Here is a 15,276-nt window from a genome sequence, read left to right on the forward strand (position 1 = left end):
GTGTTCGATTCATTCATAATGGCTGCCTTGAAGGGAATATACTGCAATGCCAATTTGGATCGTCCTATTCATATGTGTCGTCGTGGCTTACTTCGCTGTGACCGAAGGAGCGAAAAAATACTTCGATACGAAAGTGCAGGTATTGTTTAACTTGGGCCTCTACCAAGATTGCATAGACCTGCTCGATCGCAAACTTGCGCGTATAGTAATGTCTACGTACAAGCAGTATTACCTGCGTTTCACGATCTATGAAGCTGCTGATATGGACGCATATGCAGATCGAATGCTCGACCACTTGCTGGAGATGTCGTGCAGTGATAAGCAGCGTCGGCAGCTCGCGGTTCGCGCCTTTAATTTCTATGTCAAGACGGGCAACCGGAAGCGGGCGGCGTTCATGTTGGAAGAGATGCGCTCCGTCGTATCGAAGGGCATTTTGGCGGACAGTCAATTGACCTATGACATAGTCTTTCGCCATCGGCATGACAAGATCGATGAGATGGAGGAGATGCTGGATACGAACGACCTTGGGTTACGCGGGAAGCTCTACCTACTGCTCTCATATCAATACGAGAGCATCGGGAACAAGGGTGAAGCACGTAGATATCGCAACCTTGAAAAGCAACTGAGAGATGCTCACAGACCCCCCACGATAAAACAAAAAACTCGCTAGACTCTGATGATACAGCGGTCGTAAGAGCCTTTTGGGGTTCTTTGGCTAGAGAAAGCGAACGATAGAAAGGTAGATAAAATGATTGGATTTGTACTAACTGGTCACGGTCAGTTTGCAACTGGTTTGAAAAGCGCCGTGGATATGGTTGCCGGCGAACAGCCTAACTTTGAGGTAGTTCCTTTTGCGGGTTCGGAGGCGGTTACGTTTGGTGATGATTTGCGAACCTGCATTGCCGAGATGCGTCAGGCCTGCGATGGCGTATTGGTGTTTGTTGATTTGCTTGGCGGTACTCCGTTCAATCAGGCTATCCCAATGACAACTAAGCTCGATAACGTGACCGTTGTCACCGGAACAAATCTACCTATGTTGGTGGAGCTCGTTATGACGCGTGCGTTTGGAGACCCCACGCTTGATGAACTTGCCGAACGCGCACGGGTTGTTGGTCGCGAGGGAGTCGATCTCAAGAAACTCGAAGTTGCTGACGATGATGAAGACGATGAGCTGTAGTGTCGCTATTAGCCCAGTTATTGGACATGTTGATGCATTACCTGAAGGCTGAAGTATTGGTCAATTGCTAATTTCGTGGAGAACATCATGACGTGCAAGAGGCACAGGCAACCGCTATATGACCAGCTCGTAGATATTCTGATCGATAAAATTGATCATGAATATCAGCCAGGTGATTTGATTTCGTCCGAACGTGAACTTGCCGAACGTTACGGGCTTTCGCGGTCGACTGTCCGGCTTGCAATTCAGGAACTTGAGTATCTTGGTCGGATTGTGCGAAAACAAGGTCGCGGTACGTTTGTTGCCGATCGACTAGCCCAAGCAACAAATCTTACCCAATCGTACAGTTTTACTGAACAGATGAAAGCGATGGGCCGGCTGCCAGAAACAACCATCTTAGAGTTCTGTGAAATGGAAGCAGATAAAACGCTCTCGATACAAATGGGGATTCGTTTGGGTGAAAAGGTATTAAAACTCAAGCGTTTACGGATGGCAGATGGTATACCCATGATGGTTGAGCGTAGCTATCTTCCAACAAGGCTCTTTATTTCACTCAAGCGTCCTCTGCTCGAACAGAAGCCCCTTTACGATGTTATTGAGCAGGATTATCAGCAGAAAATTCGAGTAGCGGATGAGGAGTTCTCTGCGGGTATAGCACGTCCATGTGATGCTCGGCTTCTAGGTATTGGTGAAGGTGCACCAGTTCTGGACATAGTCCGAACTACTCACAACACCCAAAATGATGTTGTCGAGTTTACGCTTTCGGTGGCTCGTGCGGACAAGTTTAAGTACAGGATTTCTCATTATCGAGATACTGTGTGATTGGATACGAGTGCCAACGAAAGAAAAACAGCCTATGACTACTACTCGATTTGACTTTTCAGATTAAGTCTTTGTATATCAGACAATTTAGTAAAGAAAGAGGTATTAGAAATGTTCGAGAAGAGTGTCGAGGAGCTCACCGAGCTCGGCGCCAAGATCACCACGGCCGAGATTGCTCAGCAGCCCGAGCTTTGGCGTGATACGTTCAACATCTATCGTGAGAACAAGGAGGCCATCGAGGCCTTTCTGGCCGAGGCTCGCGCTATGGGCGAGGGCCGTCTGTCCGTTGTCTTCACCGGTGCCGGTACGTCCGACTACGTTGGCGATACCTGCGCCCCGTACCTGCGTCACGCTGGCAACACCGATCTCTACGATTTTAAGCCCATCGCCACGACCGACATCGTGAGCGCCCCGCGCGACTTCCTGCGCGCCGAGGACCCCACGCTCGTGGTTTCCTTTGCCCGCTCTGGTAACAGCCCCGAGAGCCTTGCCGCCGTTGCCGTTGCCAAAGAGCTCGTCCACAACGTTAAATTCCTCAACATCACCTGCGCTCCCGAGGGCAAGCTCGCCGTCGAGTCTGCCGATGATCCCAACGCGCTGACGCTGCTCATCCCGCGCGCCAACGACAAGGGCTTCGCCATGACCGGTTCCTACACCTGCATGACCCTGCTCTCTTCCCTCATCTTTGACGAGGCTTCTGACGAGCAGAAGGCCGAGTGGGTCGAGACCATCGCCAAGATGGGAGAGGAGGTCATCTCCCGTGAGCCCGAGATCGCCGATTACCTGGCTGGCGACTTCAACCGCGTGACCTACTTGGGTTCTGGCTCCTTCGGTGGCCTTGCCCAGGAGAGCCAGCTCAAGATCCTCGAGCTCGCTCACGGTCTGGTCGCCACTTCCTACGACACCTCCATGGGTTATCGTCACGGACCCAAGTCCTTTGTCGACGATAAGACCCTCGTGTTCGTGTTCGTCAACAACGATGCCTACACCCGTCAGTACGATATCGACATCCTCAACGAGATCGGTGGTGACGAGATCGCTCAGCACACTGTTGCCGTTCAGCAGGAAGGTACCACCGTCTATGAGGGTGAGTCCTTCACCTTTAAGGGCTATGAGGCACTTCCCGAGGGTTACCTCGCCCTGCCGTTCGTGATGTTTGCCCAGGCTATCAGCCTGCTCAACTCTGTGCGCGTGGGCAACACGCCCGATACGCCGAGCCCCACCGGCACGGTCAACCGCGTGGTTAAGGGCGTGACGATTCACCCCTTCACCGCTTAATCGCGTCCCCCTGTAAGGGCGCCCGTCCGCTCATAACGGCGGGCGGGCGCTTTTTGTTTTACGTGAGCTGGGTATAAGCATCACCACAGTTAACTGCTTTAGAAGCAAGGAGTGCATATGAGCACGTACGCAATTAAGGCCGACAAGTTCTTCTTGCCGGCGGGGCCGCAACTGGGCGGCTACCTCATGGTCGAGGACGGCGTCTTCGGCGCCTGGCGGGCCGACGAGCCCGCTTGCGAGATCAAGGATTACTCGGGCACATGGATCGCGCCGGGCATGGTGGACACCCACATCCACGGCTTCTACAACCACTCGACCACCGACAACGACCCCGAGGGCATCAACATCAGCTCGACCGAGCTCGCCCGCCGCGGTACCACCAGCTGGCTGCCCACGACCTTCACCGACGGCGTGGAGCAGATCAGGGACGCCTGCGCCGCCATCGCCCAGGCGGACGAAGAACGTGGCCCCGAGTTCTGCGGTGCACGCATCCAGGGCATCTACCTGGAGGGCCCCTTCTTCACCATGAAGCATGTGGGCGCCCAGAACCCCGCCTACCTGATCGATCCGTCCGAGAGAGTTTTCGACGAGTGGCAGGAGGCCGCCGGCGGCCGCATCGTCAAGAGCGCCATGGCGCCCGAGCGCGACGGCGCCGCCGCCTACGCCGCGGCTCTGAGCGCAAAGGGTGTGGTGACCAGCATCGGTCACTCCGACGCCACCTACGATGAGTGCATCGCCGCCATCAACGCCGGTGCCAGCTGCTTCACGCACACCTACAACGGCCAGCGCGGTCTGCATCACCGCGAGCCCGGCGTCGTCGGGGCCGCCATGGCCACGCCCAACACCTACGCCGAGATCATCTGCGACGGCAAGCATGTGAACCCTGCCGCCATCAAGGCGCTGCTGCAGGCAAAGGGCTGGCAGCACACGGTCCTCATCACCGACTGCCTGGGTTGCGGCGGCATGCCCGAGGGCAGCTACACCAGCGGCGGCATGGACGTCGTCATGAAGGACAACCTGTGCTGGCTTGCCGATGGCTCTGCTATCGCCGGCTCGGTGCTCACGCTCGCGCAGGGCGTCAAGAACATCGTCGACTGGGGTCTTGCGAGCGCCGATATCGCCATTCGCATGGCGACTGAGGTGCCGTCTCGCTCTGCGCACATCGAGGACAGGTGCGGCAGCATCATGCCCGGCCGCGACGCCGATTTTGTCGTGTTCGATCCCGACCTCACCCTGGTCGAGACGTATGTGGGCGGCAACAGCGTCGGTAACGCGTTTGCCGAGTAGCCGCCAACGCAAGAACCCGAGAGGATCGGGGCGTATTGTCACCGAAACTGGATAGCAAGCCGGAAGCGACTGATTAAGGCGTTCCGAGTTCGAAGCGGTCCATGGTTGTGGTAATGCAAATGCCCGTCGATGAAAACATCGGCGGGCATTTTTGTGCGGTATGTAACGTTGCGGGCTTAGGGCCTCATAAAGTGGTATTCGATCACGTTGCTGTAGGGGTGACCCGGGCCCACAATGCCCTGCGGGAACCGCGGCTGGTGCGGCGTGTCGGGGTACATCTCTGCCTCGAGGGCGAAGCCGGCGCCCCAGCCATAGTTGGCGCCGTCTTTGGCATGTTCGTCACCCAGCCAGTTGCCGGTGTAGAGCTGCACGCCCGGGGCGGTGGTGTAGTAGTCCAGCTCGCGGCCGGTCCACATCTCCTCGACATGCATCGCACGGCGCAGATTACGGCCGTACTGATAGCCATCGATGCACAGGCAGTGATCGTAGCCGCGTGCCTGCTTGATCTGCGGGTCGTCGGCCTCCATGCCGGGAGCGACGGGGCGCAGCTCGCGAAAGTCAAACGGCGTGCCCTCGACCGGAGCAATCTCGCCGGTGGGGATATTCTGGTCGTTAATGGGCAGGTAGTGAGTGGCGTTAGCAACAAAGAAGTGTTCACAGTCCATGCCGGCGTTATGACCGGCAAGGTTAATGTACGTGTGGTTGGTCATGGACACGTAGGTGGCGCGGTCGCTCTCGCAGCCGTACTCGATACGAAAGACGCCGGTGCGCGCCACGGTAAACACGGCCGTAAAGGTGCGGTTGCCGGGGAGGCCAAGCTCGCCGTCCTCGAGCGAGACGGTCATGTGTACGGCATTGTGGTCCTCGTCGAGCTCAACGTCCCACACGCGCTTATGCAGGCCGTGCTCAAGGTCGCTGTGCAGGTTGTTGGTGCCTTCGTTGGCCGACAAATGCCAATCCGTGCCGGCGATGGTGATCGTGGCACCCGCAGTGCGGTTGGCCACGGGGCCAATGGTCGCGCCAAAGCAGGCGGGGTTGTCAAAGTAATCCTCGAGCTTATCGAAGCCCAGCACCACATCACGCACGTTGCCAGGGATGTCGGGCACGTCGATACCAAGCACGGTGGCGCCATAGTCCATAATGCGAACGCAGATCTCGGGCCCGTTGAGGGTGTAACGATGAACGGGGGTACCGCACGGCGCGGTGCCGAAAAGCTCGGAAGTGATCATTTGGTTCCTAACATCGAGGTATTTCGGACAAACTGTAGCGCGAACAGGCCAAATTATCACTACACGCTACTAAAGCAGGGAATATTTTTCTCAAAAAAGTGATGATTGGAGCTGTGTGGGTGTTCATTCTTGACACATACGAGTCTGATACAATTTGTTCGTTATTGTTTGAATGATATGCGCGCAGAGAACGGCGAGGATTCATCGTGATTAAGGCGGAGCGTCAGGATAAGGTTCGGCAGCTGCTCGAGGAGCAGGGCACGGTCTCGGTTAAAGAGATTTCTGATGCGTTGGGTGTCTCGGATATGACGATCCGCCGCGATCTTGAGGAGCTTGCGAGCCTAGGCGAGATCGAGCGCGTGCACGGCGGCGCCCGTAGTGCGCAGAGTCGTCCGCACGCTATGCTGCGCCATGAGTATTCGCACAGCGAAAAGCGCACTAAGCATGCCGAGGAAAAGCTGCAGATTGCGCGCCGCGCCGTGGAGCTTATCGAGGAGGGCTCGACCATCTTTTTGGGTACGGGCACTACGGTTGAGCAGATGGCCTCGATACTGCCGGCGTGCCGCCTGCGCATTGTGACCAATTCGCTTTCGGTGTTTAACCTGCTCGAGGCGCGCGAAGACTGCGACCTGTGCCTGGTAGGCGGTATGTACCGTCGCCGCACCGCCGCTTTTGTGGGACCAACGGCCGAGGATACCCTGCGTGCGCTGGGCATCGATGCGGCGTTTATCGGCGCCAACGGTATTCTGGATGGTGACGTATCTACGTCCAATATGGATGAGGGCCGTATCCAGCAACTCGCCTTTAGCAAGGCAGACTCGCGCTATCTGATCGCCGACTCCAGCAAGATTGGCAAGCGTGACTTCTACACCTTCTGCCGCCTGGACAATTTGGACGCCGTGGTGTGCGAGCCGGGTATTACCGCCGAGTATCGTGCCGCCATCGAGGAACACACGCAGGTCATCTGCTAGCTAACGCTGCAGGATTGCCAACAGGCGATGCGGGAGGACTTTTACCTCCTGTCATTGTGGAAACCAGCGCGTCAGCGCTACGCGATATGACGCGTAAATGAGGACTCCACTATCAAATTGTCTCAATCTGTAACAGGTAGGGGTGAAATTACCAACCAGATGTTACAGATTGAGATTGAGAGGATTAGCCTGTGCATTCATCTCAATCTGTAACATCTAGACGTCCAAAACTGGTCTTAGTGTTACAGATTGAGACAATTCGGCGGGGTCTACCCTGTTTGTCTCGATCTGTAACGGTTAGGACTTAAAAACTCAGCTACATGTTACAGATCGAGACAAAAGAAAAAGAACATTAGGACTTGAAAACATAGTTTTGATAAGGGATTCGCCCTGTTATAACGGTGCGGCAGACAATTGCAATTAGTTTACCTTCGGAGTTATAAGCATAATGAGCTAAATCAAGTACCGGAAGTTTTGCAACACCATAATTGCTGGCCTCGGAATCGCTAAGCTGACGTGCTCTATAGCTTTCTCGAACAGATTGGATAGACTTGGACAAGTCGTCCATGATTCTGCTAAATGACTGAAAATCTAACTGATTACTCGGAACGTGCGACTTTGATATAAAGAACGTATCAGCGCCTATGAAGCTGCCTTCAAGTTCGTAGATCAATTCAAGACGCTGAATCTCATCACGACTTTGGCATCCAAATTGCTGGAGCATCATTACGGAAATTGAACGACCTGATGTGAGGCCACCGAAATGTTTAGTGATGGTATCCGGATCAACACCATCGCAATGGCTTGCAAAGTCAAAGTCTAAAAGTGAATTGAGCTCACCAACGCGTTTCGGTGCAACAAATGATCCTTTACCTTGGATTCGATAGATATTTCCACGACGCTCCAGCTCGCTCATTGCAAGTCGGACGGTTGTCCTGCTTACAGCGTATTCGTCGCAGAGTTCCATTTCTGTTGGAAGTTTATCGTCTGCTTGGTATACATCGACGATCTGCTTGAGCAGCGCGTCGGTGAGCTGTAAATAGAGTGGCCGTTTTTCGTGTGTATCGAGCATTGGAGCCTCAGTTTGCATGTTGGTGGTATCTGATGGTTGCCTCGGTCGGGATATAGCGTCAGCGAGATAACCTTAACGTATCACAGAGCGGCTCAGCATGACGATCTGATGCCTGTAGCCACGAAGGGCTTGTCCGAGCGTGAAGATATTCTGGGGCAGGCAAATACCGTTCATGGAGTCCCCGATATGTTGGAGGTCTGCACCGGCTGCTTTTGCTGCAAGGCCTATTTTCTTAATGGTCTCGCTGTCGCAGGAGTCTTGACTCGTCCCGTTGGCCGCCATGACGAGAACCTTTTCTTCAATTGACTTGCCTACGTTGTAGGAGCGTACATAGTCTACGATGGCGCGCAGGTCTGCTTCTTGGAAGCAGGGGACAGTGTAGGGGGCTGGCACGAGAAGGATATCGACGCCGAGGTCAACAAACTGACGCGCTATTTCGAGCGTCATGACAGGTTCCGCAACGCCCGCTCCATGCATTTTCCCGGCTATGATCAGGCCATTGAAATGCTCTTTGGAGAGTTTAATCGAATGGGCGATTGCATCGTTGGAGACGCCAGTTCCAGGGTTGCCTGTGAGGCAAATAAAGTCAAATCCGAGTTCGTTGGCCTTTTCTAGGGTCTTGGGAGAGACGCGTCGACCCATAGGGATTTCTGTACGGGTTTCAGACATTTCAGCCTCATTATCAACTGGTTCCAGATTGACGCCAATGGGCCTTCCGCATGCTCGCTTCACCCAAGTGACCGGGTTTTCATCGAGATCATCTGGAATGCCGGCAATCACTGGATTGAACACATCGAGTGCGTTAAACAGAAGTAAGTCGGCACCTGCGGCGCGTTCGATTTCGGCATTAGTAACGCCGCTGAGAAATTGGGAAGAGGGTACGTTTTCCGCCATGATGGTACGTCCCTCGGAGGCCAGAATTGCCTGCTTTAGATCCATGGGTGACGTGGTGGCAAAATCGGATGCGGACATGTTCAGTAATCGTTTGGGCATTGTTACTTCCTTTGACTAGAACGACAGGCTTGTGACATCGTCACCAATATTGTTACAACAGTATATTAAATATGTTATATCCAATCGGTGAACGGTTGCAAACTTATTGTACTGCTCGGAAAAAATGGCCTTTAGCTGGGAAAACATTATATAAATCAACTACCGTTCACCGAATAAGTATTTGAATTCTTGACATATTGACAAAGCGGAAAAAAAATTGATTATGACAAATCGCGCAAATGATATTACATTTCGCACAAGAATGTAGTCACTTACATAAGTGGATACAAACGGGGACGACGACGGTTGAGTCCGGATAAATCGTTGTGTGCCCGGCAATCATGAAAGGATGTGTTATGGACGCTATCGTCAAATTCCTTGAAAAACACCAGGCCCTCTTCGACAAAATCTCAAGGAACATTTATCTGGTGGCGATTAAGGATGGCTTTCTCTCGAATATGCCAATTGTGCTGTTTTCGAGTCTGTTCCTTCTTCTTTCGACACTTCCTGCCTATGTAGGCATCACGCTTCCGTCTGAGGTGCTGGATTTCTTCAATAAAATCTATGCATATACCATGGGACTTCTTGGCATTATGGTGGCCGGCACCACGGCGAGCTCACTTGCCAAGTCGATGAACCGCCGCATGCCTTCGGGCAAATCTCTCAACCCCACCTCGTGCATGGTTTGTGCCATGTGCGGCATGTTCTTGCTATCGGTGACGAACGATGTTGTCTCGATTGGCGGAGCAGATACGTCTGTTTTTGAAACCGGCTACATGGGAACCAAGGGTTTTATCGCTGCGTTCGTATCCGCATTCTTGACCGTTAATATCTATAAGGTGTGCATTAGCCATAATGTGACGATCAAGCTCCCCAAAGAGGTCCCTGGCTCTATTGCGCAGAGTTTTCGCGATATCTTTGCGTTTGGGTTTTCGATCCTTGCGTGCGCTTTTATCGATCTTGCGAGCCGTACGCTGCTTGCTGTGCCGTTCGCCAATTTGGTATCCGCTCTTATCTCGCCGCTGTTCTCCGCGGTCGACACCTATCCTGGCATGGCGCTTATCGAGGGCGCGGTCGCACTTTTCCAATTTATGGGCATTCACGGTGCCTCGGTTGTCATGACTCCGATCAATGCTGCGCTCTACGACAATACCGTTACCAATCTTGCGGTTTACCAAGCAGGTGGACACCCGTCAATTGCTCTCGCGCTGGACTTTACAAACTTCATCGGCGGTCTGGGCGGTTCTGGCTGCACGTTCATCGTTCCTATTATCCTGATCATGTTTATGCGTTCCAAGCAGCTTAAAGCCATGGGCAAGGCATCGATTATCCCGGTGATTTTTGGAGTTAACGAGCCCGTTCTCTTCGGTATGCCGATTGTTCTCAATCCCTATATGTTCGTGCCCTTCCTAGCGGCTCCTATGGTCAACGCCATAATCGGTAAGTTATTCATTGACGTCATTGGAATGAACGCCCCCATGTATACCATGCCGTGGGCGCTTCCCGGCCCAATCGGTGCATTCCTCACCACAGGTCTTGATGTACGTTCTCTTGTATTGATTGCAGTGCTGTTGGTCGTTGACTTTGTGATTTACTATCCGTTCTGCAAGGCGTATGACCATCAGCTTTGTTTGGAAGAGTCTGCAAAGGAGACTGCAGGAACCTCGGATGCAGATGCTATTGCCGCACAGGAAAATGTCGCAAAAGCTCTCGAGGCGGTAAAGGACAAGGCGGAGCAGATCCGCGTGCTTGTGCTTTGCCAGGGTGCCGGCACTTCGACTCTCTTGGCAAATGCTCTTCGCGAAGGCGCCGCTGCTAAGGGTATCGATCTGGTTTCTCAGTCCGGTGCGTACGGAAGCCACTATGATACGATGGATCAGTACAACGTGATTGTTCTGGCGCCCCAGGCACGCATGTACTATGACGCTATGAAGGCCGATACTGATCGCCTTGGAATTAAACTGCTCACCACAAGGGGCAAGCAGTATATCGACCTTACCAACGATCCCGAAGGTGCAATTGACTGGATCGTTCAGGAGCTGGCCAAATAGTGGATGCACTCCGTCGTTGATTCGTCGGTGTATAGTACGGCCCTGCAGCTTATTGAGCTGCGGGGCCGTATTTCGTTGAGTATCTAATTGAGACAATGAGCGCAACCGTCGTGAGATCGCATTGGCGCTCTCCGAGTCACCGACAAACTGTCTTCCATCTATGTGACCCAAAGGTCATCTCCGCTAGGTCGACGATGCAAATGACTCTGCTTCCTTTGGGTCCGAGCGGGACGTTGGCTCGCCCTTGTCAAATCCCGCGAAGATAGAACTCGATTTGCTCGTGGTGCATGCATCAAAGAGTTTTTGATCAAGGTGCGCCTTCTCAACGCATTGATTCAAAACAAATATTCAGCTTGTGGGCTAGACTAGGCGGGCGTAGTCCTGTGACTGATGAAAGATGTAGGCGATATAGATTGTTTCGTGCTCAAGCTTGTATAGACACACGTAGTTGTTGATGGGAAACGATCGGTAATTACGTGACGCCAGCTCTTGCATGTGCGAGAGAGGACGTAAAAGCGGCTGCTCGCGAAGCAGGTCAAGCTGATATTCGAACTCAGTGACAAAATTGCCTGCTGCACGCGGATTCTTGAGGATTTGAGCAAGGTATCCGACAATACTCTCGTACTCATACCGCGCGCTTTTGAGGATTACGACGTTACAGGTCATATTTGTCTCGTATCGAAGCCGCGAAGGATTCGTAGTCGCTGTAGTCGCCTTGCGATATTTCGTCTTCTGCCAACATCATACGAGACAGCAGTTTTGCCTTGGCGATTTCTTCTTGCATGAGGCGATACTGGTCGCTGCTGATGCAGTGCATGGCCTCGTAGCCGTTCTTAGTTACGGTGACGTCGCGCTCAGACTCAACAAGCGTAGTGAATGCAGCAGTGTCCTTCATATCTCGGACGGGCACACAAGCTGACATGGGTACCTCCTTTGCGTTGGGACACAATTGTACCACGGTATATTAAAACGTCGGCGTCGTCGAATTATCTCAATCTGTAACAGTTGGGAGTAGAAAACCGGGTTAGATGTTACAGATCGAGATATTCTGCTTCGGGCTACCCGTTTGTCTCGATCTGTAACAGGTAGGACCGAAAACCCGTGCTAGATGTTACAGATTGAGACAAACGCTCCGCTCAAAACAAAAAGGCCGCATGCGATCCCGTGGAGGGACTCGCATGCGGCCGACAGGGGGTATGTGGCTGAAACTAAGCCATGAGCAGGCCGGTCTCAGCGACGTTCTTGTACCAGTACGCGCTTGCCTTGGGATAGCGAGCCTGGGTCTCGAAGTCGATGTAGAACAGGCCGTAACGTTTGTTGTAGCCGTTGGTCCAGGAGAACTGGTCCTGCAGCGACCACACAAAGTAACCGTCGACGTTCACGCCGCCGTCGATTGCCTTGAGGATCCATGCGAGATGCTGACGCATATAGTCGATGCGAGGGGCGTCATCGATAAAGCCGTCCTCGAAGTCGTCCTTATAGCCCATGCCGTTCTCGGTGATGTAGATCTTCTTGTAGTTGGGGTAATCGTTCTTAATGCGGAGCAACAGGTCGTACAGGCCCTCGGGATAGATGATCCAGTCCCAATCGGTGGTGGGTACGCCTTCGCGCACGCATGACTCGCCCACGCCCTTGAGGAACCAGCGAGAGGAGCCCTTGTCGCCGGTACCATTGTGGTTGATGTCGTTTTCGCCCTCGGCAGCACGCAGGAACTGGCACTTGTAGGTGTTGACGCCCAGGCAATCGTTGTAGGGGAGCGCGGCGGTCAGCGCGGCGATGTCCTCGTCACGGACGTCGAGCTCGCCGCCGGCGATATGGGCCAGCTTGGTTGCGGCTTCCATGGTGTCGGCTGCATAGTGGCCGCGGAAAGTGGCGTCGAGCACCCAGCGGTTGTTGATGACATCGGCCATGCGAGCTGCCTCGCAGTCGGCAGCACTGTTGGGATCGAGGGGATACTTGGGCTCCAGGTTCTGGACAATGCCGATCTCGCCCTCAAAGCCGCCCTCATGGAAGGCGACGACAGCCTTGGCGTGGGCCACCATCATGTTGTGCATGAGCTGGAAAGCCTTGTCCAGGCGATACTTCTCGCCGTGCGGCCAGTTGCCGACGATAAAGCTGCCCTCGGCGGTCGCGGGAATCTCGTTAAAGGTAAACCAGTGCTTGACCTCGGTGAACTCGGCAAAGCAGAACTTGGCGTACTCGACAAAGGCGTCGATCGTCGTGCGCGTCAGGAAGCCCTCGCCGCCGTTCTGGTAAAAGGCCTCGGGCGTATCGAAGTGATCGAGCGTGACATAGGGGATAACGCCGGCTTTATTGCAGGTGGCAAAGAGCTCGTGATAGAAGGCAACACCCTCGGGGTTAATCTCACCAGTGCCGCTGGGGAAGATGCGGCTCCAAGCGATGGAGACACGGATACCGTTGATGCCGAAGCGCTGGCACAGGTCGATATCGACCGGGTACTTGTTGTAGAAATCGCTTGCGGGATCGGGGGAGAAGCGACCCTGGGCTGCCAGGAAATCGTCCCAGGGCACTTTGCCCTTGCCGTGCGTACGGGTCTCGCCCTCAACCTGGTAAGCAGCGGTGGCGCCGCCAAACACAAAGCCGTCGGGGAACTGCATGGGGTTGGTCATGAGTCATCCTTTCTGTGGGATACGAATAGGGAGGGTGCCCGAACTGGGGATCCGGGCACCAACAGAGGGAGGAACCTAGTCGAGGTTCTCGCGGAGCCACTTGATGGCGCCAGCGGGGTCACGAGTAAGGTCGATATATTCCTTACCGCGCGGGGCGAGCAGCTTAATGCCCAGGCGATCGGTGTCGGCCTTCATGTCGTTGTAGTAGCTACGGACCTGCGGGGCAAGCACGATAACGTCGTACTGATCCATGATGGCAGTGTGCTGACCATAGGCGCCTGCGGAGGAAGCGATGTTCTCTCCGGTCTGTGCGGCACCTTCCTTGATGGCGTTGGCGAGCATGGCAGAGGTGCCGGCGCCGGCGCACAGGACGAGGACCTTCAGGCCGTCGACATCCTTCTTAGCGGATGCGTCGGCGGCGGGCTCGGGCTGATCGGCGACAGGCTTGCTGTCGGCGGCAGCGGCGGTCGGCTCGACGGCAGCGGCGGTCTGCTCGATGGCGGGTGCAGAGGTGCTGGCGGCGATGGTGGCAGCACCATCGGACTCGAGACCCAGCTCGGCGGCGCGCTCGGCCTCCTGGTCGCAGAGCAGCTTATCGTATGCCTTCAAGAACGGCAGGTAGATGATGGCGTCCAGCAAGATGATGATCGCGACAAACACCAGGGCGATAAGCTGGAAGTTTGTGGTGATGAAGATGCCGATGGGGGCAGGGGTAGCCCAAGGCACCACGAAGGAGAAGCCGTTCATGCCCACGTTGTCGATAAAGAACTTGGCAACACTTACGTTGACGCAGCCGGCGGCAACAAAGGGGATGAGCATGTAGGGGTTAAGGATCATCGGCGCGCCAAAGAGCAGCGGTTCGTTGACAGCAAAGGCAACAGGAACGATCGAGGCCTTACCGACGGCTTTGAGCTGCTTGGACTTCATAAAGAGAATCAGCAGAAGCGGCACGATGAACGTGGCGCCGGTGCCGCCGAACTCACCCACGAGCGACATGTTAAAGGTGAGGGAGTGGGCGGGGTGGCCGCCGGCCAGCAGAACCTGCAGGTTCTCAGCCTGGTTGGCAAGACGGATGGGGTCGATGCCCGGCTGGACGATCGAGGGACCATGGACACCGATGAACCAGAAGAACGCGGTGGCTGCCTGGATAAGGATAAGGCCAGGATAGGTTTCTGCCGCAGTGAAGAGCGGGGAGAGCAGCTTGATGAGCAGCTCGGAGAACGGAACGCCCATGAGGTTGCGCACGACAACATCGATGATGCCGCAGATGATGACAGCGCCGCCAAAGGGGATGATGTCGCGGAAGTTCTGGGCGATGGCGCCCGGAACCTCCTTGGGCAGCTTAATGGTCAGATCGCGCGAGACGCAGAACTTATAGACCCACACGGTAATGAACGCGGCGATATAGGCCGAGAACAGACCGCGCGTACCCATGCTGGTGCAATCGAAGACAGAAAGCTCGGAGCCGTTGAACTTGGTGGTGAACTGCGTAACAGCGAGCAGCAGCATGCTGCACTGGGCGGCAACCATGGTGGAGCCGTCGTTGAGCACCTTGCCGGCGGGCATGCGACGGTTCATGGAAGCCGTAAAGTTCTTGGCGGTGGTGCCGGCAACCATGATGCCCATGACGCCCATGGTGAAGTTGTACAGCTTGTTGCACCAGTCGATGAGCGGCTGGGGCAACGTGATTTTCAAGACTTTAGTCTGCTGGCCGCGCAGCGGCCAGCTTTAAACCACCCGCTACGCGGGTGGAGACAAACGGCTTT

General features: G+C 54.7%; 14 protein-coding genes. 7 read left to right on the forward strand and 7 right to left on the reverse strand.

Annotation, left to right across the window (positions count from 1 at the left end; translation table 11 throughout):
- Nucleotides 1-82: 82 nt before the first annotated feature.
- The 5 genes from GT495_RS05190 (at nucleotide 83) to nagA (ending at nucleotide 4,564) form a co-directional block, all read left to right on the forward strand.
- Nucleotides 83-670 (forward strand): hypothetical protein, encoded by a 588-nt coding sequence (locus GT495_RS05190; RefSeq protein WP_161162680.1) that lies wholly within the window; start codon nucleotides 83-85, stop codon nucleotides 668-670.
- A gap of 78 nt (nucleotides 671-748) precedes the next feature.
- Nucleotides 749-1,177, forward strand: coding sequence for a PTS sugar transporter subunit IIA (locus GT495_RS05195; RefSeq protein WP_161161778.1), 429 nt, complete (start codon nucleotides 749-751; stop codon nucleotides 1,175-1,177).
- Between the two features lie 87 nt (nucleotides 1,178-1,264).
- On the forward strand, nucleotides 1,265-1,999 hold the full coding sequence (locus tag GT495_RS05200) for a GntR family transcriptional regulator (protein WP_161161777.1): 735 nt from the start codon (nucleotides 1,265-1,267) through the stop codon (nucleotides 1,997-1,999).
- A 111-nt stretch (nucleotides 2,000-2,110) separates the two neighbouring features.
- Nucleotides 2,111-3,277 carry an SIS domain-containing protein gene (locus GT495_RS05205; protein ID WP_161161776.1) on the forward strand — a complete coding sequence of 389 codons (1,167 nt, stop codon included), beginning with the start codon at nucleotides 2,111-2,113 and terminating at the stop codon, nucleotides 3,275-3,277.
- Between the two features lie 117 nt (nucleotides 3,278-3,394).
- Nucleotides 3,395-4,564: an N-acetylglucosamine-6-phosphate deacetylase gene (nagA, locus tag GT495_RS05210; RefSeq protein WP_161161775.1), complete on the forward strand. Its 1,170-nt coding sequence runs from the start codon at nucleotides 3,395-3,397 to the stop codon at nucleotides 4,562-4,564.
- Between the two features lie 176 nt (nucleotides 4,565-4,740).
- Here the strand turns inward: nagA and GT495_RS05215 are convergent, their stop codons facing one another.
- Entirely contained in the window at nucleotides 4,741-5,793 is a 1,053-nt protein-coding gene (locus tag GT495_RS05215; RefSeq protein WP_161161774.1) for an aldose epimerase family protein, read from the reverse strand.
- A gap of 206 nt (nucleotides 5,794-5,999) precedes the next feature.
- Between GT495_RS05215 and GT495_RS05220 the strand changes: the two genes are divergently transcribed.
- Nucleotides 6,000-6,764, forward strand: coding sequence for a DeoR/GlpR family DNA-binding transcription regulator (locus GT495_RS05220; protein WP_161161773.1), 765 nt, complete (start codon nucleotides 6,000-6,002; stop codon nucleotides 6,762-6,764).
- A gap of 352 nt (nucleotides 6,765-7,116) precedes the next feature.
- Here GT495_RS05220 and GT495_RS11015 read toward each other — a convergent pair whose 3' ends face one another.
- Both GT495_RS11015 and GT495_RS05230 read right to left on the reverse strand, forming a co-directional pair.
- Nucleotides 7,117-7,836: a GntR family transcriptional regulator gene (locus GT495_RS11015; RefSeq protein ID WP_161161815.1), complete on the reverse strand. Its 720-nt coding sequence runs from the start codon at nucleotides 7,834-7,836 to the stop codon at nucleotides 7,117-7,119.
- A 72-nt stretch (nucleotides 7,837-7,908) separates the two neighbouring features.
- Complete coding sequence (locus GT495_RS05230; protein ID WP_161161772.1) at nucleotides 7,909-8,829, reverse strand: haloacid dehalogenase-like hydrolase; 921 nt, start codon at nucleotides 8,827-8,829, stop codon at nucleotides 7,909-7,911.
- 356 nt (nucleotides 8,830-9,185) lie between these two features.
- On the opposite strand from GT495_RS05230, the gene GT495_RS05235 reads away from it, so the two are divergent.
- Complete coding sequence (locus tag GT495_RS05235) at nucleotides 9,186-10,880, forward strand: PTS lactose transporter subunit IIBC (RefSeq protein WP_161161771.1); 1,695 nt, start codon at nucleotides 9,186-9,188, stop codon at nucleotides 10,878-10,880.
- A gap of 360 nt (nucleotides 10,881-11,240) precedes the next feature.
- On the opposite strand, the gene GT495_RS05240 is transcribed toward GT495_RS05235, so the two are convergent.
- The 4 genes from GT495_RS05240 to GT495_RS05255 all read right to left on the reverse strand — a co-directional run bounded on the left by GT495_RS05240 (nucleotide 11,241) and on the right by GT495_RS05255 (nucleotide 15,205).
- Nucleotides 11,241-11,546 carry a type II toxin-antitoxin system RelE/ParE family toxin gene (locus GT495_RS05240; protein ID WP_161161770.1) on the reverse strand — a complete coding sequence of 102 codons (306 nt, stop codon included), beginning with the start codon at nucleotides 11,544-11,546 and terminating at the stop codon, nucleotides 11,241-11,243.
- On the reverse strand, nucleotides 11,536-11,802 hold the full coding sequence (locus GT495_RS05245) for a type II toxin-antitoxin system Phd/YefM family antitoxin (protein WP_117564761.1): 267 nt from the start codon (nucleotides 11,800-11,802) through the stop codon (nucleotides 11,536-11,538). The genes GT495_RS05240 and GT495_RS05245 overlap by 11 nt, the downstream gene beginning before the upstream one ends.
- Nucleotides 11,803-12,088: 286 nt before the next feature.
- Complete coding sequence (gene lacG / locus GT495_RS05250; RefSeq protein ID WP_204986886.1) at nucleotides 12,089-13,510, reverse strand: 6-phospho-beta-galactosidase; 1,422 nt, start codon at nucleotides 13,508-13,510, stop codon at nucleotides 12,089-12,091.
- Nucleotides 13,511-13,585: 75 nt separating this feature from the next.
- Nucleotides 13,586-15,205: a PTS lactose transporter subunit IIBC gene (locus GT495_RS05255; RefSeq protein WP_240128106.1), complete on the reverse strand. Its 1,620-nt coding sequence runs from the start codon at nucleotides 15,203-15,205 to the stop codon at nucleotides 13,586-13,588.
- Between the last annotated feature and the right edge of the window lie 71 nt (nucleotides 15,206-15,276).

Origin of the sequence: Collinsella sp. BIOML-A6, assembly GCF_009875845.1 — a bacterium.
GTDB lineage: Bacteria > Actinomycetota > Coriobacteriia > Coriobacteriales > Coriobacteriaceae > Collinsella > Collinsella aerofaciens_H.